This window comes from Marinobacter lipolyticus SM19 (assembly GCF_000397065.2).
GTDB classification, from domain to species: Bacteria; Pseudomonadota; Gammaproteobacteria; order Pseudomonadales; family Oleiphilaceae; genus Marinobacter; species Marinobacter lipolyticus.
The window spans coordinates 205276-229313 of sequence record NZ_KE007306.1 but is presented as its reverse complement, the minus strand read 5'-3'; the positions used below and the strand labels follow the sequence as shown (position 1 = coordinate 229313).

Here is a 24038-nt window from a genome sequence, read left to right as displayed (position 1 = left end):
GGGGGGGGGGGTTTTTTCGTTAAAAATCTTCGCCTTTATTCATTTGTATCATGACCCGTCATATTCCCTTTGCTAGACTCGGCAACCGGTCCATCGTTAACGTGTCGCTGAATGACTGAATCCACATCCAAATCTTTTATTCGCCTCGGCAAAGTCCTGTTGCTTTTGCTGATCGGTCTGCTTGTCTACGTGGTGGCATTGGTTATTTGGGTTCCCGCCGGGTGGATCTGGCATCAGGCATCGCCCCACATCAGCCTGCCTCCCCAGGTGCAGGTGCAACGCGTTTCCGGGACGGTCTGGCAGGGTGCTGCAGCTGTGGTGGTTGCGGGCTATCCGGTTCGCGCCGGTTGGGAGCTCGGCTGGCCGTCGGTGTCCTCGCTGCAATGGCCCGTATCGATCTCGATTGCCTCATCTCAATCTGAGCTGAACGGGGAAGTTACCATTGGCTGGCCGGGGTCCATGCTGCTGGATGCGCGGGGCCTTATTGCTGTGTCGGAATTCGAGGACCTGATCCGCCAGAGTGGCGGTGCGATGATCGAAGGGGACGTCATCATTGACCGCTTGCAGGTATCCTGGGAAGACAATCGTCTGGCTGATGCCCGCGGGTATGGCCGATGGGGCGGCGGGCCGGTAACCTGGCCGATGGGGAACCAGACTGGCCAAGCCAATTTTCCACCGATGGAAGCGGATCTCGATACCACTGGCAACGGCATAGCCCTGACCGTGCAGGAGCAGGGGGGGCAGGGGCCTGCCGCTGACGCCAATATACAGTGGAACGGAACCATGGAGTTGCGCGTGTACAAGCGCATGGTGGATCTGGCGGATCAGCCATGGTCGGGTTCAGCCCAGCCTGATGATGTGATATTCCGTGTCCGGCAGCCTTTGCTGCCCGGAGGGTTCTGATGGCGGCAATTTCATTTGAGCGGCAGGCACGTGTCGCCAGGTTGCTGGCCAACCTGGTTCTATTGGCTCTGGTGGTGTATCTCGGTATGACGCTGGCTCGGGTCACCTGGCTGGTCCTGTGGAACGAACAGCCGGTGGTCGCAACGGCCGGAGTTGACGGCGTGGGTCGCAATGGTCGTTCATCGTCCCTGAATGCGCCGGTGTCCAGTTATGAATTGTTCGGGAGGCCCCAGGGCGATAGTCGTGTGGCTGAAGTGATTCGTCGTTCAGCGCCGGAAACCGGCCTGAAATTACGTCTGGAAGGCGTGATGCTGGCGGAGCGCCCGGAAGATTCAGGTGCTATAGTTGCTGGAAGTAACGGAGAAACAGAACACTATCGTGTGGGGGATGCGCTTCCGGGTAACGCTGAATTGGCAGAAGTGGAAGCCGGGCGAATCCTGATCCGCCGAAATGGCCGGTATGAGTCGTTGGCCTTCGAAGAACAGAGCGGTGGTGATTCGCTGGTTGCGGAGGAACCACTGGAACCGGCAGAATCGTCCCCCGACGAGTTTATTGCCAACGCACGAGATCAGCTGGACAGCCAGGGCGCGGCGGCGTTGGCTGCCTATGGGCTGTCGCCAGCAGACGATTCCGGCGCTGGAGGCTATGTGTATGACGGTTCCAGTGCCATGCTCAATGCCGTCAACCTGCGAGCCGGCGACGTGATAACTGCCATCAACGGACAGCGCCTGGGTGATATCGAGCAGGACAAAGCGTTGTTGGAAAGCTGGCGCACGGAGTCCCAGCTGGAAATTGAAATTGAACGGGACGGTTCCACCCTGACCGTAAGCTATGCCATACCCGAGCAGTGGCGCTGATCGGGTTCATCGATAACAGGACGAAATCGCCAGATGTATAATCATAAGACGAATCTGTTTCGGGCCATCCTACTGGTCCTCCTGATGCCTCTGATGTCTCTTGCCTATGGACAGGAAGAGACTTGGCGACTGAACCTCAAAGACGCGGATATCCGGGCGTTTGTCACCCAGGTGGCAGACATCACAGGCTACAGTTTTGTGGTGGATCCCAGGGTCAAGGGCAAGGTGACGGTGTTGTCCAGTGCGCCCATGAACAAGGACGAAATCTACGACCTGTTCCTGGCGGTACTTCAGGTTCATGGCTTTACCGCCATCCCGGGGGAAGAGGTGATCAAGGTGGTCCAGCAGGTGGACGCCAAGCAGTCGGCCGAGTCCCTTGACCGCTTTACGGAAACGCCCTCCGAACAGCTGATTACCCGAGTCATTCAGATTGATAACGCCAACGCCCTGGAACTGGTGCCCATCCTGCGCCCCCTGGTCGCAAAATACGGTCACCTGGCGGGCGTGGCGGCTGCCAATGCCCTGATTGTCAGTGACCACTCCGCAAACATCCGCCGTATCGAACAGATTGTCCGGGAGCTCGATAGCCCGTCCAAGTACGAAGTGGAAGTGATCCAGTTGGAAGAAGCCTGGGTGGGTGACCTGGTCGAGCTGCTCCAGGAACTGGCGCCCGATGAATTGGGCCAGGCCGGCGGTGAGCGCGCCGCCCGTAAGTACAGTGTGACCGCTGACGAACGTAGCAACCGTCTCATCCTCCGCGGAGACGAAACCTTCCGCGACAAGATGCGGGGCCTGATTCGCAAGCTTGACCAGCCGTCCGCCAGTGGCGGCACCACGAAAGTTATACGTTTGAGGCATGCTGATGCGAAAAGCCTGAGCGAGCTGCTCAAGGGCGTTATGGGCGAGCTTGCTCAGGAGGCGTCCGGCAACGGTTCCGGGTCCTCCAAATCGGGCAGTGGTCGCAATACCAGTTTTTCCGTATTTGCCGATGAGGGGCTGAACGCCCTGGTCGTCAGGGGTGAACCTTCCATGATGCAGGAAGCGGAGCAGATTGTGGCGCAGCTGGATGTCCGCCGTGCCCAGGTCTTGATTGAGGCGGCCATTGTTGAAATCAGTGACGAGCTGGGGCAGGACCTTGGCGTTCAGGTTGCCGTGGGGGATGAGTCTGGCGAGTCGACACCGATTGCCGGCACCAATTTTGGCAACGTGGGCCGCAGCCTGGGCGATGTGCTGGGCGCAATCATTAACGAATCTATCATCGCGCCGGCCACTGGCGGTATCACCGTGGGAGCGGGCCAGCGCGACGAGGATGGTTTAAGCTGGGGGGTGCTGCTGCAGGCACTGTCTACTTCCGCGGCGGCGAACCTGTTGTCTACGCCCAGTATCATCACTCTGGACAATCAGGAATCCGAGATTATTGTCGGCCAGAATGTGCCATTCCGTACGGGCCAATCCACCGTCACCGGTGATGGCACCACGAATCCCTTCACTACCATTGAACGCCGGGATATCGGTTTGACCCTGAAAGTCACGCCGACCATCAGTGCCGACGGTCTGGTGCGTCTGGTGGTAGAGCAGACCACCGAGAATATTGCGGAAAGTGTCGAGGACGCCTCGGATATTGTGACCAGCAAGCGTGAGATCAAAACCACGGTGCTGGCGGATGATGGCGAAACCATCGTGCTCGGTGGCCTGATGAAAGATGATCTGTTGATCAACCGTAGCAAAGTGCCCCTGCTGGGTGATATCCCGCTGCTTGGCCGATTGTTTTCCTCGGAGTCTGAGCGCCGTATCAAGCGCAACCTGCTGGTGTTCCTGCGCCCGAAGATTCTGTTGGACAAGGCTGATTCGGTTGCTATGACGTCCGAGAAGTATAACGGCTTGTGGGAAGTGAACCTGGGTGTGCGAGAGAAGCTGGGTTTACCTGAAGCTGGGCAGCAGCCTGAGATTGACACCCTGTTCAACCCCGGCCCGGATCGTATCCGGTAACCGGCTCAGGCTGGCAGTGGCGGCATTGGGCAATCCAGCTGATCCGCCACCAGCCTCATCATTTCATATTCCGTCACATCCACCCTGCCATCGTGGGTCAAACAGTGGCCAGCGGCATCGATGATAGCCGGCTTAAGCAGGGGTGAGAGCTGGTTCAGGGTTGTCAGCGCCTGCTGGAGTTCTTTCAGCGATACCCTTGCTTGCAAGGTTCCCGTCTCATTTTGGCTGGCAAAGCCGGCCATGGCTTCCTGATACAGGTTTTCCGCTTCGTCCCCGATCCTGGCGCCAGCTCTGGCATGCAGGCTTATAAGGCACTTCAGGGCCGGCAGCACGGCTTTATAACTGCGGTACCGTACTGGTACCACCTGTGCAGACTCAGGCATCAGATGGCGCTTGAGGAAGCTGCTCATGGCAAGTTCAAACAGGGTGACTTTCCGGTCGGCGCCAATCAGCTGCCGCACGGCAGCATGAAGCCCGTCCCGTTCTTCCGGATCGAGCTTACGTAATGCCGGCATGGCCAGTTCCAACGCAGGGAAATGGATAGCTGCCCCCAGACTGTCGAGGGCGGGAAGGAGTTTGTCCAGTATGTCCCGTTGGGGGCTGAGAAGCGGGTGCCGGGTAATCTGCGCCAGTACGTCGTCCTGCTCGTGACGGGGCAGGGCGTGAATCAGCAGGGCGTAGCAAAGCTGCACAGCTCCAGCGCGAGTGTAGAGCAGATTGCGGAAAGTTTGGGGAATCTGAGCCAGCAGGGCGATGGCATAGTCCTCGCCGCCGCGGGTCAAGGTGCCCACGCTGCCGGAGAATCCGGCTGACTGTTTCCCGGAGCTCAGTTGCATGCCAGCGAAGCCGGAGGTGTTGGCTGTGTGGGGTGTTTTCTGGCCGTGGGACAGGTCTGTTGATGGTTCGGTATCCCTGAATCGGCTGCGCAGGCGCGCCAGCATGCCGGGCTGGATGGCCTGTATTCGGTCTTCCACCGGTGGGTGCGATGCCAGCAGAGACGACAGTTTCATGCGGGCGCTCTCACCGAAACACATGTGGTTCATATCGCTGGCGTGACTGGTGGTGTCCAGGTACCCACCTTTCAGACCGATCTTGAACAGCGCGCCGGCAATGCCTTCCGGATTACGGGTAAACTGGACCGCGGAGGCGTCCGCGAGGGTTTCCCGCTGCCGGGAAACCGCAGCCTGGATCAACCGCCCGAAGAATACCCCGATGTAACCGATCACCAGCAGGGCAAGGCCGATCAGACCAATAGCGGCCTGGCCGCGACCATCCCGGGACCTTGAGGAGTAGGTTGAGCGGTGGAACGAAGCGCGGACCAGAAAGCCACCGATTTGTCCTAACATCAGGATGCCCGCCAGTATGGCTATCAGTCTAACGTTCAGTCGCATGTCGCCGTTGAGAATGTGGCTGAACTCGTGTCCCACCACACCCTGGAGTTCATCCCGTGTGAGCTGGGTCAACGCTCCGTGGGTTACGACCATTACCGCCTCGCCCGGTGTGTAGCCGGCGACGAAGGCATTAATGCCCGTCTCATGATCCATGACGTATAACCGGGGTACGTTAACCCCGCTGGCGATGGACATCTCCTCGACAATGTTACGCAATTTGCGCTCACCGGCATCCCTGGTGTCCGGATCAATTTCGCGAGCGCCGACCATTTTGGCCACGCGTTCGCCACCACCGGCCAGATCCACCCATCGTACCAGTGAACCCAGGATGATCAGGATGACCACGGTGCCGGCCGTCATGGCGCCATGACGGCTGAGTAACCAATGCTGGAAAGCCAGTCCGGATGACTCGCTGCGGGTGACAACGTAACCCACAAGGCAGACCGCCAGGGTAATCAGAACCACGGCGACGAGGAACAGGACAACAAGCAGGGTCGTATTGCGCCGGGCACTGGCCTGGCGCTGGAAAAAACCGGGGTGAGCCATGGGCAGCGGCCTCAGAAGGCCACTTTAGGTGCCTGGCGGGCTTCGGGCGACTCGAGTTCAAGCTGGGCAGTTGGCTTGAAGGCGAACAGTCCAGCAATCACATTATTGGGGAACTGTTCCCGGAAGATGTTGTAACCCATCACACCGTCATTGTAGGCCTGGCGGGCAAACGCCACGCGATTTTCCGTACTGGACAGTTCTTCCATCAATTGCTGGACGGTTTCGTTGGCTTTTAGCTCTGGGTAGTTCTCGGAGACAGCGTAAAAGTTGGCCAGGGCTTTGGTCAGCAGGTTCTCCGCCGACCCCAAGCGCTGCATTCTGGTACTTTCGCCGGGGTCGCTGGCGGCGTCTTTCTGGGCGCTGACCGCATTGTTTCGGGCTTCCATTACGGCCGTCAGTGTATTGCTCTCGTGTGCCATGTAGGCCTTGGTGGACTCCACCAGGTTGGGGATCAGGTCATGTCGACGCTGAAGCTGGACATCAATCTGGGCGAACCCGTTTTTGAACTGGTTGCGAAGGGATACCAGCTGGTTATAGATGTACACCAGATAGAATACAGCAATCGCAATAACGATTAATCCAATGATGGTGGTTCCCATGGTAACTCCTTGAAACGGGTGGGGGCAGTTCGGACCTCAGGGTCTGGTGGTCAGACGTTATTTTCAACTATTTTCTGGTGAAAGCCAGCCACGAAGGTCTCAAAATCGTCAGGTAGCAGCGGTTTGCTGAAGAAATATCCCTGTGCGAGCTTGCAGCCGCGCTGGGTCAGGTAGTATTCCTGTTCGGCCGTTTCGACCCCTTCTGCCACAACCGACAGGTTCAGGCTCCGGCCCAGGTCAATGATGGTGTTGGCGATGCGGGTGTCGTCTTCGTTTACCAACAGATCCCGGATGAATTGTTTGTCGATTTTCAGATGCTGCACGGGCATGCGTTTGAGGTAGGTCAGTGAGGAGTAGCCGGTGCCGAAGTCGTCCACCGCGATGCTGATGCCTGCCTGGTGGAGTCGGTGCAATTTCTCAACCGCGTCTTCAAGGTTGGTCATGAAGCTGGTTTCCGTGACCTCAAGTTCCAGGCGGTTCGCTGGAACGCTGTGTCGTTCCAGCGTATCGAGGATATCGTCAACAATGGTATCCCGGCGTAATTGCACGGCTGAAAGGTTGATGGCAATGCGTAGTGGCATACCATCAGCCGCCCACTGAGCGGCTTGCCAGCATGCCTGGTCCAGAACCCACTGGCCTATCTCGACGATGCTGCCGTTAACCTCGGCAACAGGAATAAAATCATCCGGTGGTACCAATCCCCTGACCGGGTGCTCCCAGCGAATCAGGGCTTCAGCACCAATGACCCGTCGGTTTTCCAGATTAATCTGTGGTTGGTACACCAGATGAAATTCGCGGTTAGCCTGGGCTTTTGAAAGATCTTTCTCCAGCTGTTTTCGCTCACGGATCTCCTGGTCAATGCTGGCGACGTAGAACTGGAACCGACTGTTGCCACCCTGTTTCGCCAGTGCCATGGTCTGTTCGGCGCATTGCAGCAGGCGATCGGCCATGGCGGCATCATGGGGGAACATGGCAATGCCCAGGGTTGCGGACATGGTGACGGTCTGATTATCAAAGTTCATCGGTTGATTGATGCAGTCCAGAACCTGTTCGGCCGTGTCCGCAGCCTGGTATCCATCCCGCAGGCCTTTCTCGACGATCACAAACTGGTCACTGCCCAGGCGTGCGATTGTAAACCGATGGCTACCGAGCTGCTGCATCAAGCGATCCGCGATGGTCTGAAGGATAAGATCCCCGGTGCTGAATCCGCATTGTTCATTGATGGACTTGAAGTCATCAATACCGCAGACCATCAGGGACAGTGAGTTTTTCCTGGTCTTTGATTCTTCGATGTCAGCCTTCAGCAAATCCATGAATGTTTCGCGGCTCGGCAGACCAGTCAGCTGGTCGTAATGCGATAACCGGTTAACACGATCTTCCGCTTCACGATGTCGCTTCTGGGTGTCGCCAATGGAAACCAGCAGGTTATTGGTGGCGTTGACCCAAAGGCCAAGCTCATCGGTTTGATGGCCCAGGGGAAGTTCCACCAAGCGGTCATCCGGGTGTTCGGGGTTGACCTGTTTCACAGAGTGGACGATTCGTAGCAGTGGTCGTGTCAGTAACAGGTGAAAAACCACAAACAGCGCCATGCCCAGAATAACGGCCGTGGCGATACCGGAGATGAATGTGACGGCGGCGCGTTCAAGCCATGTCCGTGCTGCATGGGCGGTGTCGTATTGAATCTCCAGGTATCCGTAAACGGTATCCGGATTACTGGGGCGTGACAGTCTTTGCCGGTATGCCCTTTCCGGGTTAAATATGACATCGGTCATTGGCCGGAACAGATTCTGTTGCAGTGGCCGGTTGCCGGACCCCAGTGGCTCTCCGTCGGGGTGTGTAATGCTGGCGTAGTGAACGGCTTCCTGCTCGAAGAGGCCATCCACGACTTGTTGGGCCAGCTCTGAGTCGATACTGAAAACGGCCTGTGTAGCTGCATCGTGAACCAGGGCGATGGTTTGAATCGCGTGATCGTCGAGGGAGCGGGACACGCGGTTGACATCCAGGGCGACCTGAATGGCGCTGATAATGATGCCGCTGACCAATGCGACACCCAGAACCCATCGCAGTACGCGGTGACTCAGGTGGTGTTCTACCTCAAAGTTTTTTTGCATGAAAGCTCGTTATCATCCGTTATGCCAGGATCAACTCCAGTTTCCTGCCGGGAGGCCGGAATGACTGCGGTTTATTGTTGTTCAGTATGGTTCATTATTGTGCAGCTGCCTCCAGTATCGGCGATTCTTTCAAAGTTTTCAGGGTGCCGGTGTATCAATTTGTAAGGTTTTTGTAGAACTTAAACGAAAAACGCCCGCTGATGAGCGGGCGCTTTTCTGTGCAGAGCAGTGCCTGCATGATTTCGGAGCTGTATTACGCGAGGTTTTCGTTAACGAAATCCCAGTTTACCAGCTTCCAGAATGCTTCCAGATAGTTCGGACGGGAGTTGCGGTAATCGATGTAGTACGCGTGCTCCCAGACGTCAACTGTCAGAACCGGCTTGTCGGCACCGGTCAGCGGTGTTTCCGCATTGCTGGTGTTGACGATGGCAACGCTGCCGTCGGCTTTCTTCACCAGCCAGGTCCAGCCAGAACCGAAGTTGTTGGCCGCCTTGTCATTGAACTCTTTCTTGAAGTCTTCGAAGGAGCCAAACGCCTTATTGATGGCATCAGCAGCAGGACCTGTCGGCTCGCCACCACCATTCGGGCTCAGGCAGTGCCAGTAGAAAGTGTGGTTCCACACTTGAGCGGCGTTGTTGAACAGCGGTCCGCTGGCACTCTTGATGATGTCTTCAAGCGACTTGTTGGCGTTGTCCGTACCTTCAACCAGGCCGTTCAGCTTGGTTACGTAGGTGTTGTGGTGCTTGCCATAATGGTATTCGAGTGTTTCCTGAGAGATGTGTGGTTCGAGTGCGTTCTTTTCGTACGGTAGTGCGGGAAGTTCAAATGCCATGAGGTCGTTCTCCCTGATTCTCTCTGTTTATGTGAATGACGCTTATGTGAATATAGGGCTGCTTTGAGTTATATCAACCCTTTGGTGTTAAAGAACTTTTAAACTCGGGGCTGCCGGGCAGGAACTGTGCGCAGTTCTTGACCCGCCATACCAGTTCTTCGTAACTGTCCGCCAGAATGTTGACGTGTCCAAGCTTCCGGCCCGGACGTTCACCTTTATTATAGAGGTGAACATGAGCGTAAGGCAGTTCCAGGATACGTTCAATGTCGCCATGCTCACCGATGATGTTGATCATGCAGCTCACGCCCCGGGGCGCAACGTTGCCCAGCGGATGCCCACTGACCGCCCGGATATGGTTTTCGAACTGGCTGGTCATGGCGCCTTCGATGGTCCAGTGGCCGGAATTATGCACTCTCGGAGCCATTTCGTTGGCAACCAGGCCGTTGGCAGTTTCAAACAGTTCCAGGGTCAGTACGCCGACGTAGTCCAGTTCGTTCAGTAGTGCTTTGATATAGCGTTCGGCGTCATCCTGAATGTGTTTGTCCAGGCCCGGTGCCGGGGCGATGGAGTAGCGCAGGATGCCTTCGTGATGGGTGTTCTCGGCAATGGGGTAGAAGGCAAGCTCTCCGTCTTCACCACGCACGGCGATGATGGAGACTTCCCGCTGAAAGTCGACAAATTTTTCCACGATCAGGCGGGGATGACCGATGGCCTCCCAGGCAGCTGCGGCTTCTTCCGGGCTTGTGAGTACCGCCTGGCCTTTGCCGTCATACCCTTCGGTATTGGATTTGGCGACGACGGGGCAGCCGAGTTCTTCAGCGGCGGCTTGCAGGGATTCGGCGCTGTCTGCGATTTTCCATTCCGGCGTGGGTATGCCCAGTTGACCGAAGAGTGTTTTCTCGGCTTCGCGATTCTGGCAAACCTGGAGTGCGCGGGGGCAGGGGTGTACCGGCTTGTGGGCGGCGATTTTTTCGGCCACTTCAACGGGTAGGTGTTCAAATTCGTAGGTGACCCGGTCGACGCGGGAGAGGAAGTCATCCAGGTACTCGCCTTCGCGGTCGATGATGACTTCGCCCAGTCCGGCGCTGGGGCTGCCGGACATGTCGTAGAATACAAACGTCTTGGCCAGTGGGTAACCGGCCAGGGCCAGCATGCGTCCCAGTTGACCGGCGCCTAATACACCAATTCTCATCTGTGTTCTCCTGGCATCATTTGGCCATTTGTCTTGGTGGCGGAGCGGGGTGGGGAGGTCTTTATAAAAAAACTCCGCTTTAACTCGCTTTGCTCAGACAGGCGGTGTTTTTTTATAAAGACCTCCCCACCCCGCTCAACTAACTTTTGAGTCCGTTGGTCGGGGGTGTTGGATTAGCCGCAGGCGTAATCCGACACGATACTTCGATTCACTGCTCCTGGGGATCGGGATTATCCAGGACCGACTGTGTCTGATTCTTGCGGAATTCATCGACGGCTTTGCGTACGTCATCATTAAACGTGCCGACAATCTGCGCCGCCAGCAGGCCTGCATTGGTGGCGCCTGCCTTGCCTATTGCCAGTGTACCAACGGCAATGCCGCCCGGCATCTGGACAATCGACAACAGAGAATCCAGGCCGTTGAGGGCTTTGGACTGAACTGGAACCCCAAGTACCGGCAGTGAGGTCTGGGAAGCAACCATGCCGGGCAGGTGAGCCGCGCCGCCGGCGCCGGCGATGATGACCTTCAGGCCGCGCTCGGACGCTGTCTTGGCGTAGTCGAACAACAGATCCGGTGTGCGATGGGCCGAGACCACGCGGGTTTCATAGGCCACGCCGAGCTTGTCGAGCATGTTGGCAGCGTGTTCCATGGTGGGCCAGTCCGATTTGGAGCCCATGATGAGACCTACAAGCGGCTGCATATGCAACAGTCCTGTGTATGTTGGAAAGCCGGCCATTGTATGTTTTGACCAATTACCATGCAAACCAAGCTTTGTTTATGGGCATTCATTTTAATGAATCCGTCAGTGCGGGTATTATCAGGCCTTATTATTCGAACCGTCCATTTTCCGGGAGTTGTAATGGAACCAATCCGTCCAGATGACGATGAACTGAGAGCTGAATCCCCCTTTGGCAGTGCATCGGGAAAGTCAGAGCCTGCCAGGAAACCGAAAGCGTCCGGCAGCAGCGGGCCAAGTGGCGGCAAGGGGGGCGCGCGCGTCCCCAAGACTCGGAAGTCGAACGGGGGCGGGAACAGCGGTGGCAGTCGGGCCGGATTGTGGCTGGCGCTGGTCTTGTTGGCGGTGGTTGCCGGGGGTGGCTGGTTCAGTCAGGCGCAGCAGATTGACGCCCTGGAGAGCCAGCTGGAGGAGGCGGATTACTGGGTCCGGCAGAGCAAGCTGGCGTTGGCGCGGTTTGAGGGGGACCTTTCCGAAACCGGTGAGAACCTTGAGGAGAAGGGGCAGTCCTTTGAGCAGACCCTGGCGGATCAGGAAGAGCGTCTCGATGCTGCCGACAGTGAAATCCGCAAGCTTTGGGCCATTGCCAATGAGCGCAACAAGCAACGCCTGGATGAACACGATGAACGCCTGGACGCTGTGGCTGCTGAGGTGGAAGACGAGGTAGCTGCCCGCGAGCAGCTGGCGGCGTCTTTGGGCAGTTTGGAGTCGTCACTTTCCAGTGAGCTTGCCGCCCTGCGCAAGGAGCTTGGTCAGCAGATTGTCAGTCTCAAAGAGTCTACAGAGCAGGCTGATAAGCGGCTGACGGAGCTGAATTCTGCCCTGGAGGGTGTGGATCAGTTGGTGGATCGTCGTATACAGCGGTTTGAGCGTGAGCAAAAGCTGGGTATCGATGGCCTGGAAGGGCGCATTGGAGCCCTGGAAAACGAGATGGAAGCCAGCGCCAATGGCCGCGATGTGAGAGCTATCCGCTCGGAGCTGGGTTCCCTGAAGCGAACGGTCGATTCCATCGATTCCTCCCGCGCTCAACTGACGTCGAGGCTGGTGCGTCTGTCTGAGCAGGTGGATGAGCTGCGGAGCCAGACCTTGCGGTAGCTCTCAGTTCTGCCGTTTTGCTGTTGCTATGATCGGGGCACTCGCAAAGGACGAAGAGTGAATAACAATGAAAACCCGATTACCTATAATGCTTTTGTCAGTGCTGGTACTGGTTTCCGGCTGTACCGTGTATCAGTCCATTGGCAAAAGCGTCGGATCTTTTCTCCACCCGGTGGCCGGGCACGATTTTGTCCATATCGGGAACGATCAGTGGAATCAGGGCAATGCGCTGATCTATTTCTATCGTACCCATTCCCAGTGGGCGGCGGATGAAATCGAGGCCCCCAGCGTCTATATCGATGACACCCACTACTTCAATATCCGCAATGACAGCTTTACCTGGCTGGAAGTCAGCCCTGGCGAGCGACATATTGCGATGCGTCGACCCTTGCTGGGGCTGGAGGGGCTGAATTCCTTCAGCCTCAGCCTGATTGCCGATGCCACCCTGGAGGTGGAATCAGGGCGCATTTACTACCTTCGTTACAACGAACTGTCGGAGCCAGAGCAAGCACACCCGGACCTGGATCCGGAGCATCCATTGGCGCAGGGTGATTTGCAGCTGGTTTCCCGGGCATATGCCATGCGGGCGACGGAGCTGGTGTCCACCCGTTTCCTCAACAGTGACTTGCTGGCCCCGAATCACGCTGCAACGTCTATTGTGGAGACTACCGAGGACGTTAATTACGAACGCCGGATGGTGCTGCTGGAAGAGGAACGGGAGCTTGAAATCGAGCGCCTGAAGGAAGCGGGAAAGTATCACGCTCCGTCCTGGTTCTGGCCCTTTGGGGGTGGTCCCACGGTGCCGCTGGAAAGCGATCGCAAAATTCGCGAGCTCGAACGGGAGTATGCCGCACTGGAAGACGAGCGGCGGCAAAAAGAACGTGAGGAGTCATCCGGGGGCTGGTGGATCTTCTGATGGCTCTGGATTGACCAAGGCGACATAAAATGTGAGCAGTTTCACAATTGTAGAACCCCGGGGGCATTACTACACTTAGGTGAGTTAAATGCATGGGGTGAAGGGATATGTCATTGAAGGATTCGCTGCGGCGCGGTGTGAGCCGGGTTTCCAATGAGCTGGTACCTGCGGCTGTTCGTGCCGCAGGGGAGAAAGTCGAAGAATTCAGGCAGCGCCTGGATCATCTTAATCGCACGTTGGCAGAGCGGGCGCTACCCGGCGATCGCAAGGCGCGGGTCAGCGAGTTGTCACTGCGGAGAAAAGCCAGGGACGCGGGGCAGAAGGATCCGGCTCTCAAGGTTGTCGATGGTAAGAGCAGCCACAAGCGGGCACGGTAACTTCTGATCAAAAAACACCCGTTTTTTAATGGCTTGCCACTTTTTTTGGAAAATTCCCGGAAAATATTTGACACCGCTGAGCAAATGCTTAAAATGCGCGTCTCACTTGGTTGAGACAGCAACGCTGACTTAACAAATCGCGAGAGCGGCAAGTGAACGGTTGATGAAAGTTGGGTGGTTAGCTCAGCTGGGAGAGCATCGCCCTTACAAGGCGAGGGTCACTGGTTCGATCCCAGTACCACCCACCATCTTTCATTCAGCATCACCGGACCACCCCGTCCGGTTTCAGGTTTCACCTTTACGGACCTTAGGGCCGAAAGGCTGAAATTGATGCGGAGCGGTAGTTCAGCTGGTTAGAATACCGGCCTGTCACGCCGGGGGTCGCGGGTTCGAGTCCCGTCCGCTCCGCCATTTTTATTCCCGGGTGGTTAGCTCAGCTGGGAGAGCATCGCCCTTACAAGGCGAGGGTCACTGGTTCGATCCCAGTACCACCCACCATTTTCTCCCCCTTGAATACGCATATGAACCGGGCCTGTTGGCTAGCGGTGTTTTTGCGTGTCTATACGGTTGACTTGTTGGATTACGGCTTCGCCTAATCCAACCTACATCAAGGCCAGCGCTCCGTAGGTCGGATTAGGCCCAAAGGGCCGTAATCCGACACCAGGCATGTTGGCGTTACTTGCCAATCAACGACTGTCCACACACCCGCACAACGTTTCCGTTCACGCCGCTTGAGCCGGGGTTGCAATACCATGCGATCGCCTCAGCCACGTCCACTGGCTGGCCGCCCTGGGACAGGCTGTTCATGCGCCGGCCTGCTTCGCGGATGGTCAGGGGCATGGCCGCTGTCATTTGCGTCTCGATGAAGCCAGGCGCGATAGCGTTGATGGTGATGCCATTCTTCAGCTGTTTCGCCATGGCTTCGACATAGCCGATAACGCCGGACTTGGCGGTGGAGTAGTTGGTCTGGCCGAAGTTGCCAGCGATACCGCTGATGGAGGAGATGCATACGATGCGGCCGTTTTCACGGAGCAGTTCCCGGTGCATCAGTTCCTCGTCGATCAGCTCTTCCGCACTCAGGTTAACGGCGATAGTCATATCCCAGAAGTGTTCCGGCATATTGCCCAGGGTCTTGTCGCGGGTGATACCGGCATTGTGGATCACCAGGTCGATGCCGCCAAAGTGTTCTTCCGCAAAGTCCGCAATCAGTTTTGGTGCGCCGGCATCGGTGATGTCGCAGGCCAGGGCCTTGCCCTTGATGGCGTCAGTGACTTTCTGGAGTTCTTCCATGGCTGGCGGAATATCCAGGCCAATCACCGTTGCGCCGTCACGCGCCAGGGTTTCAGCAATGGAGGCACCGATACCGCGGGAAGCACCAGTCACCAGGGCAACTTTGCCGGACAGAGGGGCCACGGGGTTGGTAGGCGCTGTTTCAGTGCGCTTGCCGATGCGGGCTACCTGGCCAGACACATAGGCCGAGCGGGGTGACAGGAAGAAGCGGATGCTGGAATCCAGCTGCTTGTCTCCACTCGGGGCCATCCATAACAGGTTGGCGGTAGCACCTTTCTTGCCGATTTCCTTGCCAACAGCACGAACAAAGCCTTCCAGTGCCTGCTGTGCGGCTGCCTGGGCTGGTTTGCGGCAGGTGGCTGGGTCCTGGCCAATGACCAGTACGCGGGCATTGCCGCCGAGTTTCTTGATGGTCGGGTGGTAGAAATCATACAGCGCGCGCAGGTCTTCAGGAGACTTCATGCCGGTCGCATCGAATACCAGGGCTGAAAACTTCTCGCTAATTTCACCGTTGATGTCCAGGGGCTGGGCTTTGTTGCCAGCTTTGGCGGAATCCTTCAGAGTATCCTTTCCATCTGCATGTTGTACCTTGGCGGCGCTGGCTCCCAGTACGCTGCCAATGGCGCCGATGGCCTTGGCGCCGGCGGCCGCACCGACCAGGACATTGCCCTCGATGAATGGCTGGTCACTGCGCTTCCAGCGATTGAGGGGCACCGGGGACGGCAGGCCGAGGGATTGGGCGGCCGTTTTACCCACCGGCGTATTGACGATTTTGAGGTAGAGGTCAGACATACGAGCTTCCTTAGTATGTGTTCAGCGGTGGCGACGTAATCGTACGCACCGTGTTCAATGGTTTTCAGTCGTTGTACAGGTTAAGGATTCAGGCGACATTTGGATTGACTCAATGCCCTGACCGGATTGTCAGGCATGCCAATGAGCCAGACCCCGTTAGCGCTAGACTGCTTCGCAATGGATACACTCGTTGTTAATACAGGATCACATCATGGCACAGGCACAAAAAACCGCACAGAAGAAAACCACCTCGACCACCCGCAAGCCAAAGGCCAAGGCGCCGGCCGGTATTCGCCGGGTGGCGATCATCGGTGGTAACCGGGTTCCGTTTGCCCGTTCCAATACCGCCTACAGCAAAATCAGCAACCAGGAACTGCTGACTTCGGCGCTGCGGGGACTGGTGGATCGTTATGGCCTGCAGGGCCAGCGTATGGGTGAAGTGGTTGCCGGTGCGGTGATCAAGCATTCCCGTGATTTCAACCTGACTCGCGAATCCGTGCTCAGCTCCGGCCTGGCACCGGAAACCTCCGCCTACGACATTCAGCAGGCGTGTGGCACGGGGCTGGAGGCTGCCATCCTGGTGGCGAACAAGATTGCTCTTGGGCAGATCGAGTGTGGTATTGCCGGTGGCACTGATACCACCTCCGATGCTCCGATCGGCGTGGGTGAAGGTCTGCGAGAGATTCTTCTCGACCTCAACCGCGCCAAAACCAACAAGGATCGTCTGAAGATTCTGGGTCGCTTCCGCCCGGGCCATCTGGTGCCGGAAATTCCGGAGAACGGCGAGCCTCGCACTGGCATGTCCATGGGCGATCACTGCCAGGTGACGGCCCACGAGTGGAACATTCCCCGCGATGAGCAGGATCAGCTGGCCTTCGAAAGCCACCAGAAGTTGGCCAAGGCCTACGAAGAGGGGTTCTTCGATGACCTGATCACCCCGCTGGCGGGACTCGACAAGGACAACATCCTGCGCCCGGACACCTCGCTGGAGAAGCTGGCGAGCCTCAAACCATGCTTTGACCGGGAAAACGGCACCATGACCGCCGCCAACAGCACCGCGCTGACCGATGGCGCCTCCTGTGTGCTGCTGGCCAGTGAAGAGTGGGCCAAGGCCAATAACCTGGAAGTGCAGGCTTACCTGACCTTCTCTGAAGTGGCGGCCGTGGATTTCGTCGACAAGAAAGAAGGCCTACTGATGGCACCGGCTTACGCCGTGCCGCGGATGCTGGAGAAGGCCGGGCTGACGCTGCAGGATTTCGATTTCTACGAGATCCACGAGGCGTTCGCTGCACAGGTGCTGTCCACCCTGAAAGCATGGGAAGACCCCGCTTTCTGCAAGGACCGTCTGGGCCTGGACAAGCCGCTGGGTAGCATTGATCGCAGCAAGATGAACATCAAGGGCAGTAGCCTGGCAACAGGCCACCCGTTCGCGGCCACCGGTGGTCGTATTGTTGCGACCCTGGCGAAACTGCTGGAGCAAAAGGGCAGTGGCCGTGGTCTGATTTCCATCTGTGCTGCAGGTGGTCAGGGCGTTACTGCGATTCTCGAGCGATAAGCTTCGGGGCTCTTTAGAAAAAAACTGAACTTTCCCTTTGACAGGCGAGGGTGCGGCCCTTATCATGCGCACCTCGTTGATCGGGGGTTCCCCGGTAAACAACCAGTTTGATGCGGGGTGGAGCAGTCTGGTAGCTCGTCGGGCTCATAACCCGAAGGTCGTTGGTTCGAATCCAGCCCCCGCTACCATTATTGAAATAAGGCCAGCTTACGCTGGCCTTATTGCTTTCAAGCGGGGGCTTTTGAGTCGGCACTCTTTTTTGCACTTCGCGCAGAGATGCTGCCGCCGCAGGCGCTCTTTCGCGCCTGCTCCCCGCTACCATTATTGAAAAAAGGCCAGCGTAATGCTGGCCTTTTTCCGTTCAGGCGGTCGGAGGGTGGGGCGGGAGCCAGATACTGACGCACAGGCCGGGCTGACCGTCCTGGCGATCCAGCAGGTCGAGTGCGCCTCCGTGTAACTCGGCAATTCTTCGGGCAATCGCCAGCCCCAGGCCGGCTCCGGAGCCCAGCCGCTGATCCAGTCTGGAAAAGCGCCCAAGGGCCTTGTCACGACTGGCTTCGGGTATCCCTGGTCCCTGGTCACAGACCAGGATCCGGTAACCGTTTTCGAGACGCTGAAGTCGGGTATCTACGCAGGTGCCCGCCGGACTGTACTGGATGGCATTAGCCAGTACGGATCGCATCAGCGTATTGATCAACGCTGCCTGACAACGGATGGTGGCATGTCCGGTTTGATCGTCCAGCGATGGCTCGATCTGCTTTTGCAGGGCCAGCGGGGATACATCGGCGATACTCTGGGTGACGATGTCAGACAGGTTATGGTCTCCTGGATTGAAGCCTGCACCAGAGTCGACCCGGCTCAGCAACAGCATCTGTTCAACCAGGTGTACCATCCGGTCTACTGACGCAGTCAGTTCACTGAACTCGCCGGGGTATTTGTCGTCGATTATCTCCAGATTCAGACGCAGTGCGGTCAGCGGGGTGCGCAGCTCGTGGGCGGCATCGGCAGAGAACCTGCGCTCTCTTTCCAGTGCATCGTCCAGCCGTTTCAGCAAACCATTGACGGCACCGACCAGGCCGGTAACTTCCTTTGGCGCATGTTGAGTATCCAGCGGGTGTATGCTTTCCGGGTCCATATGGCGAATCGGTTGCTCGAGTTTGCGCAGGGGGCGGAAGCCCACCTGGATGGCAAAGGCTACCGCGATGACCAGCAGCGGCAGCGCGACCAGCAACGGCAGGATGTTGCTCAGAGCGAGCTCCTGACTGAGCTCCTGGCGAATTTCTTCACGTTGTGCCGTGCGTATCCAGTAACCCGTTTTGGGATCCTGAAGGGTAAAGGTACGCCATTGGAAACCGGTGGCTTCTGACCAGGCGTATCCGGGAGTCAATGCCTGGTCGTCGTTCGCGGAAAGGGTGTCCAGAACCGGTGTACCCTTGGCGGTCCAGACCTCAAAGGCCAGCTTCTTCTCGTATTTGTGACCAGTGCCGTCCGGCAGGATTTCGTCGTAGTCTCCCTCTTCCAGCGCCCCGTCCGGCAACTGCAGGGTTTCTCTGAGTATGCCGGCCAGTGCCTCGGATGACTGGGTAGTGGCCAGGTGTTGCACCAGTCCCTGAACCACGCGGGTGCTCTGAGCCAGTTCAGCATCAAACAGCTCTTCGAGTTCGTGATTACTTTCGATGTAGCTCCAGGTAGCGGCCGCAGAGGCGATAAGCATGACAATGGACGCCACCAGCAGTATCAGCGTGCGGGTCAGGGACATGATGGGGCTCCGCAGGTAGCGGCTTGCTGGCTGTCCAGCAGGTAGCCCACTCCCCGTATGGTGCGGATCATGGTTTTGCCCAGGCGTCGCCGCAGATGGTGGATATGAACCTCCAGGGCATTGCTTTCCGCGCCATGGTCCCAGCCATACAGCTGTTCTTCCAGCCGGCGTCTCGTTGCAACCTGATCCGGATGACGCATCAGGTAGTGAAGTATCTGTAACTCACTCCTGGGCAGATTGATGGTCTGCTCACCCAGGGTCAGCTGGCCTGAGTCCGGGTTCAGGGTAATACCGCCGACAGACAAACCGCCAGCGTCCAACGCTGTGCCACGGCGGGTAACCGCCCGGATTCGCGCCTTGAGTTCCGCCATCGCAAAGGGCTTGGTGAGGTAATCGTCTGCCCCGGCATCGAGCCCCCTGAGCTTGTCGTCCAGATCTGAACGGGCGGTCAGTATGATGATGGGGGTTCGCATGCCTTGCTTTCTGACACGTTCCAGGACTTCGAGGCCATCGAGGTGGGGTAGGGTGAGGTCGAGTATGGCCAGATCAAAGTGTTCTCCCGACAGCGCGTTGAGCGCCTGTTGGCCGTCATCCAGCCAGTCCACGGTGTGCTGCTCATCCCGCAACATGGCAAGCATGGTGTTTGCCAGCATGTGATCGTCTTCCACAAGCAGAATACGCATTCGGTCATTCTCGTCCGTCATCCTGATACTGCGTCATTCTGGCACAGAAACCTTAACGCCGGCTTAAGAAAAGTCCCCCTCCAGGTTAAGCCAGTCTTAAGTATTGCCCCTTAGTCTGGTTAGCAGTCAGGGAGGTAACTTATGACCGAATTATTAACCATGCCCGCGGGTCTGGATCTCGCTTCCGCCGATGTCAATCCGGTGGTTCACTGTGGCCGCCACTATCTGTGTGAGCTAGCCCCGGGAACCGATTCCGATCAATTGGCCGCTGATTTTATTCGACGGCGTTTTAACCAGGCCTATGGTGCCAGGCCGACCCTGCAGATGCCGCCTCTGCTGGCGTTGGTCTCTGAGCACGGAACGATGCTGGCTGCTGTTGGCGTGCGTTGTGCCGCCGCCGAGCGGCTGTTCTTGGAAAACTATCTGGATCAACCGGTTCAGAACTGTTTGCCGGAACGTAATAAAGGGCGGAATTCCGTAGTGGAAATCGCCCACCTTGCCGGTGTTGAGAGCGGTATCAGTCGCCCGCTATTTGCTGCGCTGGCGGTCTGGCTGCAGCGGGCGGGCTTGCAGTGGGTGGCTTGCACGGGAACCGCGCAGTTGCGAAACGGTTTCAGTCATATCGGAATCAAGGTGTCTGACCTCGGCGTTGCCGATCCCGATCGTCTGGCCGGGGCGGGGCGGGATTGGGGCACCTACTATGACAATCAACCAAGGGTTCTGGTCATCAATGTCAGCCAGGGCGTTGAGAGCCTGAAGGCTTGCGGCTTGCTCGGTCAGGTCCGTTTCATTGAGTCCGGTGGGGCGGGAATGCCGCTATCCTGCCGGGCAGCGGGGCGTAGCTATGGCAAACTTGCCTGATCTGTTTCGCGACGTGGTCGCGAATCGCCCGGAAGCAACTGCGCTGGTGTCCGGCTCCCATAGGTATACCTATCATTCTCTGTTCGCGGCAGTGGAGACCGTCGCTGACAGGTTGCGTCAGCACGGTGTCACTCGAGCCGGATTGAGTGACGATAACACGGCGGCGTGGGTTATAGCGGATCTGGCGTGCCTGGAGGCCGGTGTGGTCTGTGTGCCCGTGCCGACTTTTTTCTCCTCGCAGCAGCGGGAACACCTGATTCGTCAGGCGGGTCTGCAGGCATTGTTGTGGTCGGAAGAGACGGCAGGGCTGGAATCGCTTGGCCATGGGGTCGGTATAACCAGGCTGAGTGATACTACAGATCCTGTTGATTTTCCTGAAAACACGGCAAAAATCACCTTCACATCAGGCAGTACCGGCACCCCGAAAGGCGTGTGCCTGTCCCAGGCTCACCTGTCAGCAACGGTGCTTGCACTCAAACAGAGGCTGGAAGCAAGCTGCGGCCAATATCACCTGTGTATCCTGCCGCTGGCGACCTTGCTGGAAAACGTAGCGGGGCTTTACCTGCCGCTGCTGATGGGGTCCGTGGTACGTGTTGAGCCGCTGTCCTCACTGGGCATGGCAGGTAGCAGCGGGGTAGACGCCCAGCGCCTGGCAGCAGCGTTGAATCGCTGGCAGCCCGAGTCACTGATTTTGGTGCCGGAGTTGGCCAGACTGTTTGCCGGACTGGCTGAACATGGTGTGATTGCCACGGGCGGTTTTCGCTTCCTGGCGGTTGGCGGCGGGAAAGTCGCGCCCGATCTGCTCGACCGGGCGCGGGCACTTCGTTTGCCTCTGTTTGAGGGGTACGGTCTGTCCGAATGCGGCTCCGTGGTTGCCTTGAATACTCCCGGCGATGATCGGCCGGGGTCTGCGGGCCGTCCTCTGGACCATATTGACGTTTGTGTGGATTCACGGCGTCGCATCCTGATTCGGGGCAACACCCATCTTGGCTATCTTGGCGAAACGGCCTCGCAGGACGAGTGGCTGGACACCGGGGACCTGGGAAGCCTGTCGGTGGACGGATTCCTGACGGTAGACGGTCGTTCGAAGAATCTGTTGATTACCAGTTTTGGTCGCAATATCAGCCCCGAGTGGCTTGAAAGTGAATTGGTTGAGGCCCTGGGCTTATATCAGGCCGTGGCGGTTGGTGACGGTGACCCCCAGCCCAGCGCGCTGATTGTTGCGTCCCCCGGACAATCATCGGAACAGATAGCAGCCGCGTGTCGCGAGCTGAACCAGCGACTGCCGGATTACGCCCGGTTGTCGTCTCTGTACCGGCTGCATTCTCCATTGTCTGCCAGTCGCGGCCATTTGACGACCAATGGCAGGCTCATCAGGCATCACATCCAATCAGACTTACCCCATCTGATCGCCAACAGCGACTTGATCGAACTAACCCAGCCAGGAGGAAGTACCATGGCATTTTTTGACCGGCTTCAGGCCGAAACCGCACAAGCGCGGACCCACGTGACCAGCGCCCCTGTCATTCAGGCGGTGCAACAAGGGCGGATGTCCCTCGAAGGTTACACCTGGTTCCTGACTCAGGCATTCCACCATGTAAAACACACGGTTCCGCTGATGATGGCCTGCGGTGGCCGGCTGCCAGAGCGACTGGAAGACGTTCGCAAGGCCCTGGTGGAATACATTGAAGAGGAATACGGCCACCACGAATGGATTCTCAATGATCTGCAGGCCTGTGGAGAGGACCGTGAGGAGCGCCGTGCCAGTCAGCCGGATTTGTCCATTGAACTTATGGTGGCTTATCTCTATCACCAGATTGACCGGGGCAATCCTGCGGCCTTTTTCGGTATGGTCCAGGTACTTGAAGGTACGTCCATCGAGCTGGCAACACCGTTGGCGCGCCAGATCCAGGAACAGCTGCAGCTGCCGGATCAGGCGTTCAGTTACCTATACTCCCACGGCGAGCTGGATCAGGATCATTTCGAATTCTTCAGCGATCTGATGAACAACATCACCGACCCGGCCGATCAGCAGGCAATCATCGACTCTGCACGAGTGGTGTATCGATTGTACGGGGATATGTTGCACCGTATTCCGCTGACATCGGCGACCGCACCAAGGCAGGAGGTTTCCAATCATGCAATTGCGTAATCGTCGCTTCCTGTTGTTGGGCGGAACCGGAGGCATCGGCCAGTCGCTGCTTCAGGCCTTGCTGGCGGAGGGTGTTGTGTTGTTGGTGGCTTCACGACAGCCTGAGAGCTTGCAGCTGCCGGAAGGTGCATCCGGGGTGAAGCTGGATCTGGCGGCAGAGGATCTGGATCAGCAGCTTCAGGCTATTACCGACACCTGGTCAGATATCTACGGCGTTATCCATTGCGCCGGGCAGAACCAGTTTGCCGGACTCTCTCGTACGCCGGTGTCTGCCATTGACGGCCAACTGGCGGTCAACCTGCGCAGCCCGATGCTGGTGGCGCGCCATTTTGCCCCCCGTTTTGCGGCAGCGGGTGAGGGGGCTCTGGTGTTTGTTGGCTCGACCTTCGGCAGCATTGGCTTCCCCGGTTATACCGCCTACTGCGCGACCAAATTCGGTCTGCGGGGCTTTACCGAAGCGCTACGAAGGGAGCTGGCGGATTCATCCGTGCAGGTGGTTTACGTCGCCCCCCGCGCCACGGCCACAGCGATGAACCCTCAGGTGGTCAATCAGCTCAATCAGGCACTCGGTAACGCGGTGGATTCACCGGAGATGGTCGCCCAACGCATTGTTAAGGCCATGACCCGTGACCAGCGCCGTTGCTTCATGGGCTGGCCGGAACGTCTGTTTGTGGTGATCAACGGTGTGCTGCCGCGACTGGTGGACCGGGCGCTGTTCAAACAACTGCCGGTGATCCGGCGATTTCTTGAGTCAGGAGTATCCCAATGAGAACCTTCAGTCTGTTACTGATTTTACTGCTGGCGACGCCGGTTTGGGCGGGTAGCCTGGAGTCTGATCTTGCACGTATTCAGCAACGCTGGGCCGAGATTCAATATCAGGTGCCCGGGGATGATAAAGCCGACGCTTTCGAAGCGCTGGCGAAAGAGGCGGAAGGGTTCATGGCCGACTACCCCGATCGCGCAGAACCCCGCATCTGGCGAGCCATTGTGCTGAGCACCTGGGCCGGAGAGAAGGGCGGCCTCGGTGCGCTCAGGTTGGTCAAGGATGCCCGAAGCCAGCTTGAGGAAGCACTTGAAATTGATGATTCGGCGCTGGAGGGGTCGGCCTACACCTCGCTGGGTTCACTGTATTATCAGGTACCGGGATGGCCGCTGGCCTTTGGGGATGATGACAAGGCACGTCGTTATCTGCAGAAAGCACTATCGCTCAATCCCGATGGGATCGATCCGAACTTTTTCTTTGGTGACTACTTGCTTGAGCAGGGGGAAAAGGCCCGCGCCCGGCAATACCTGGAGCGGGCCCTGGCTGCCCCGGCCCGTGTTGGGCGGGAGCTTGCAGACCAGGGCCGCAGGGAAGAAATCCGGGAGCGGTTGGCGCGCCTGTCAAAATCCTGATGGAGGC

20 protein-coding genes and 4 tRNA genes are annotated in these 24038 nt (G+C 57.8%); 15 read left to right on the top strand and 9 right to left on the bottom strand.

The genetic code is table 11. The features are described 5' to 3' along the window. Positions 1–111: 111 nt before the first annotated feature. Genes gspN through gspD form a run of 3 tightly spaced genes read left to right on the top strand, consistent with a single transcriptional unit; the run spans position 112 to position 3749 of the window. Positions 112–903 (top strand): type II secretion system protein N, encoded by a 792-nt coding sequence (gene gspN, locus MARLIPOL_RS01055; RefSeq protein WP_012136189.1) that lies wholly within the window; start codon positions 112–114, stop codon positions 901–903. Next, positions 903–1760: a type II secretion system protein N gene (locus tag MARLIPOL_RS01050; protein WP_012136188.1), complete on the top strand. Its 858-nt coding sequence runs from the start codon at positions 903–905 to the stop codon at positions 1758–1760. Before gspN ends, MARLIPOL_RS01050 begins: the two co-directional genes overlap by 1 nt. Before the next feature lie 33 nt (positions 1761–1793). Next, positions 1794–3749, top strand: coding sequence for a type II secretion system secretin GspD (gspD, locus tag MARLIPOL_RS01045; protein WP_012136187.1), 1956 nt, complete (start codon positions 1794–1796; stop codon positions 3747–3749). 5 nt (positions 3750–3754) lie between these two features. Here gspD and MARLIPOL_RS01040 read toward each other — a convergent pair whose 3' ends face one another. The 6 genes from MARLIPOL_RS01040 to purE form a co-directional block, all read right to left on the bottom strand. After that, positions 3755–5686, bottom strand: a complete 1932-nt coding sequence (locus tag MARLIPOL_RS01040) for a M48 family metallopeptidase (RefSeq protein ID WP_012136186.1) — start codon at positions 5684–5686, stop codon at positions 3755–3757. Positions 5687–5697: 11 nt separating this feature from the next. Next, the gene (locus tag MARLIPOL_RS01035) at positions 5698–6285 is read right to left on the bottom strand and encodes a LemA family protein (RefSeq protein ID WP_012136185.1); all 588 of its coding nucleotides are present in this window, start codon (positions 6283–6285) and stop codon (positions 5698–5700) included. Between the two features lie 50 nt (positions 6286–6335). Further along, positions 6336–8396 (bottom strand): putative bifunctional diguanylate cyclase/phosphodiesterase, encoded by a 2061-nt coding sequence (locus tag MARLIPOL_RS01030; protein ID WP_012136184.1) that lies wholly within the window; start codon positions 8394–8396, stop codon positions 6336–6338. A 253-nt stretch (positions 8397–8649) separates the two neighbouring features. Next, the gene (gene sodB / locus MARLIPOL_RS01025) at positions 8650–9228 is read right to left on the bottom strand and encodes a superoxide dismutase [Fe] (protein ID WP_012136183.1); all 579 of its coding nucleotides are present in this window, start codon (positions 9226–9228) and stop codon (positions 8650–8652) included. Between the two features lie 73 nt (positions 9229–9301). Then, positions 9302–10420, bottom strand: a complete 1119-nt coding sequence (locus tag MARLIPOL_RS01020) for a 5-(carboxyamino)imidazole ribonucleotide synthase (RefSeq protein ID WP_012136182.1) — start codon at positions 10418–10420, stop codon at positions 9302–9304. Between the two features lie 208 nt (positions 10421–10628). Next, entirely contained in the window at positions 10629–11120 is a 492-nt protein-coding gene (gene purE, locus MARLIPOL_RS01015) for a 5-(carboxyamino)imidazole ribonucleotide mutase (RefSeq protein ID WP_012136181.1), read from the bottom strand. A 159-nt stretch (positions 11121–11279) separates the two neighbouring features. Between purE and MARLIPOL_RS01010 the strand changes: the two genes are divergently transcribed. From MARLIPOL_RS01010 to MARLIPOL_RS00985, 6 genes are all read left to right on the top strand, one after another. Further along, positions 11280–12251: a coiled-coil domain-containing protein gene (locus tag MARLIPOL_RS01010; protein ID WP_012136180.1), complete on the top strand. Its 972-nt coding sequence runs from the start codon at positions 11280–11282 to the stop codon at positions 12249–12251. 67 nt (positions 12252–12318) lie between these two features. Further along, positions 12319–13167, top strand: a complete 849-nt coding sequence (locus MARLIPOL_RS01005) for a DUF2846 domain-containing protein (RefSeq protein ID WP_036190249.1) — start codon at positions 12319–12321, stop codon at positions 13165–13167. A gap of 107 nt (positions 13168–13274) precedes the next feature. Continuing rightward, positions 13275–13544 carry a hypothetical protein gene (locus MARLIPOL_RS01000; RefSeq protein WP_012136178.1) on the top strand — a complete coding sequence of 90 codons (270 nt, stop codon included), beginning with the start codon at positions 13275–13277 and terminating at the stop codon, positions 13542–13544. Between the two features lie 172 nt (positions 13545–13716). Next, a tRNA-Val gene (locus MARLIPOL_RS00995) sits at positions 13717–13792 on the top strand. A gap of 86 nt (positions 13793–13878) precedes the next feature. Beyond that, positions 13879–13955: transfer RNA gene (locus MARLIPOL_RS00990), tRNA-Asp, on the top strand. Positions 13956–13966: 11 nt separating this feature from the next. Then, a tRNA-Val gene (locus MARLIPOL_RS00985) sits at positions 13967–14042 on the top strand. 177 nt (positions 14043–14219) lie between these two features. Here the strand turns inward: MARLIPOL_RS00985 and MARLIPOL_RS00980 are convergent. After that, positions 14220–15626 (bottom strand): 3-oxoacyl-ACP reductase, encoded by a 1407-nt coding sequence (locus MARLIPOL_RS00980; RefSeq protein ID WP_012136177.1) that lies wholly within the window; start codon positions 15624–15626, stop codon positions 14220–14222. Between the two features lie 211 nt (positions 15627–15837). Here MARLIPOL_RS00980 and MARLIPOL_RS00975 point away from each other — a divergent pair, with 211 nt between their 5' ends. Together MARLIPOL_RS00975 and MARLIPOL_RS00970 are read left to right on the top strand one after the other, a co-directional pair. Next, a complete protein-coding gene (locus tag MARLIPOL_RS00975) occupies positions 15838–17181 on the top strand; it encodes an acetyl-CoA C-acetyltransferase (RefSeq protein WP_012136176.1) in 1344 nt (447 codons plus the stop codon). Between the two features lie 111 nt (positions 17182–17292). After that, positions 17293–17369 (top strand) — tRNA-Met (locus tag MARLIPOL_RS00970). Positions 17370–17542: 173 nt separating this feature from the next. Here MARLIPOL_RS00970 and MARLIPOL_RS00965 read toward each other — a convergent pair. Both MARLIPOL_RS00965 and MARLIPOL_RS00960 read right to left on the bottom strand, forming a co-directional pair. Beyond that, positions 17543–18940 (bottom strand): ATP-binding protein, encoded by a 1398-nt coding sequence (locus MARLIPOL_RS00965; protein WP_012136175.1) that lies wholly within the window; start codon positions 18938–18940, stop codon positions 17543–17545. Then, entirely contained in the window at positions 18931–19623 is a 693-nt protein-coding gene (locus MARLIPOL_RS00960) for a response regulator transcription factor (RefSeq protein WP_012136174.1), read from the bottom strand. The genes MARLIPOL_RS00965 and MARLIPOL_RS00960 overlap by 10 nt, the downstream gene beginning before the upstream one ends. 141 nt (positions 19624–19764) lie before the next feature. Between MARLIPOL_RS00960 and MARLIPOL_RS00955 the strand changes: the two genes are divergently transcribed. Genes MARLIPOL_RS00955 through MARLIPOL_RS00940 form a run of 4 tightly spaced genes read left to right on the top strand, consistent with a single transcriptional unit; the run spans position 19765 to position 24031 of the window. Then, positions 19765–20484 (top strand): thermostable hemolysin, encoded by a 720-nt coding sequence (locus MARLIPOL_RS00955; RefSeq protein ID WP_012136173.1) that lies wholly within the window; start codon positions 19765–19767, stop codon positions 20482–20484. Continuing rightward, complete coding sequence (locus MARLIPOL_RS00950; protein ID WP_012136172.1) at positions 20468–22636, top strand: AMP-binding protein; 2169 nt, start codon at positions 20468–20470, stop codon at positions 22634–22636. The genes MARLIPOL_RS00955 and MARLIPOL_RS00950 overlap by 17 nt, the downstream gene beginning before the upstream one ends. Further along, positions 22623–23405 (top strand): SDR family oxidoreductase, encoded by a 783-nt coding sequence (locus tag MARLIPOL_RS00945; RefSeq protein ID WP_012136171.1) that lies wholly within the window; start codon positions 22623–22625, stop codon positions 23403–23405. Before MARLIPOL_RS00950 ends, MARLIPOL_RS00945 begins: the two co-directional genes overlap by 14 nt. Then, entirely contained in the window at positions 23402–24031 is a 630-nt protein-coding gene (locus MARLIPOL_RS00940) for a tetratricopeptide repeat protein (protein WP_012136170.1), read from the top strand. Before MARLIPOL_RS00945 ends, MARLIPOL_RS00940 begins: the two co-directional genes overlap by 4 nt. The last annotated feature ends 7 nt before the right edge of the window (positions 24032–24038 follow it).

Bases quoted from the DNA above. Each gene is read 5' to 3' on its own strand.
- MARLIPOL_RS00955 (WP_012136173.1), top strand. From the start codon at position 19,765: ATGACCGAATTATTAACCATGCCCGCGGGTCTGGATCTCGCTTCCGCC.
- MARLIPOL_RS01000 (WP_012136178.1), top strand. From the start codon at position 13,275: ATGTCATTGAAGGATTCGCTGCGGCGCGGTGTGAGCCGGGTTTCCAAT.
- purE (WP_012136181.1), bottom strand. From the start codon at position 11,120: ATGCAGCCGCTTGTAGGTCTCATCATGGGCTCCAAATCGGACTGGCCC.
- MARLIPOL_RS00945 (WP_012136171.1), top strand. From the start codon at position 22,623: ATGCAATTGCGTAATCGTCGCTTCCTGTTGTTGGGCGGAACCGGAGGC.
- MARLIPOL_RS00940 (WP_012136170.1), top strand. From the start codon at position 23,402: ATGAGAACCTTCAGTCTGTTACTGATTTTACTGCTGGCGACGCCGGTT.
- MARLIPOL_RS01040 (WP_012136186.1), bottom strand. From the start codon at position 5,686: ATGGCTCACCCCGGTTTTTTCCAGCGCCAGGCCAGTGCCCGGCGCAAT.
- MARLIPOL_RS01010 (WP_012136180.1), top strand. From the start codon at position 11,280: ATGGAACCAATCCGTCCAGATGACGATGAACTGAGAGCTGAATCCCCC.
- MARLIPOL_RS00960 (WP_012136174.1), bottom strand. From the start codon at position 19,623: ATGCGTATTCTGCTTGTGGAAGACGATCACATGCTGGCAAACACCATG.
- gspD (WP_012136187.1), top strand. From the start codon at position 1,794: ATGTATAATCATAAGACGAATCTGTTTCGGGCCATCCTACTGGTCCTC.
- MARLIPOL_RS00965 (WP_012136175.1), bottom strand. From the start codon at position 18,940: ATGTCCCTGACCCGCACGCTGATACTGCTGGTGGCGTCCATTGTCATG.
- MARLIPOL_RS01020 (WP_012136182.1), bottom strand. From the start codon at position 10,420: ATGAGAATTGGTGTATTAGGCGCCGGTCAACTGGGACGCATGCTGGCC.
- MARLIPOL_RS01035 (WP_012136185.1), bottom strand. From the start codon at position 6,285: ATGGGAACCACCATCATTGGATTAATCGTTATTGCGATTGCTGTATTC.
- gspN (WP_012136189.1), top strand. From the start codon at position 112: ATGACTGAATCCACATCCAAATCTTTTATTCGCCTCGGCAAAGTCCTG.
- MARLIPOL_RS01005 (WP_036190249.1), top strand. From the start codon at position 12,319: ATGAAAACCCGATTACCTATAATGCTTTTGTCAGTGCTGGTACTGGTT.
- MARLIPOL_RS00975 (WP_012136176.1), top strand. From the start codon at position 15,838: ATGGCACAGGCACAAAAAACCGCACAGAAGAAAACCACCTCGACCACC.
- MARLIPOL_RS00980 (WP_012136177.1), bottom strand. From the start codon at position 15,626: ATGTCTGACCTCTACCTCAAAATCGTCAATACGCCGGTGGGTAAAACG.
- MARLIPOL_RS00950 (WP_012136172.1), top strand. From the start codon at position 20,468: ATGGCAAACTTGCCTGATCTGTTTCGCGACGTGGTCGCGAATCGCCCG.
- MARLIPOL_RS01030 (WP_012136184.1), bottom strand. From the start codon at position 8,396: ATGCAAAAAAACTTTGAGGTAGAACACCACCTGAGTCACCGCGTACTG.
- MARLIPOL_RS01050 (WP_012136188.1), top strand. From the start codon at position 903: ATGGCGGCAATTTCATTTGAGCGGCAGGCACGTGTCGCCAGGTTGCTG.
- sodB (WP_012136183.1), bottom strand. From the start codon at position 9,228: ATGGCATTTGAACTTCCCGCACTACCGTACGAAAAGAACGCACTCGAA.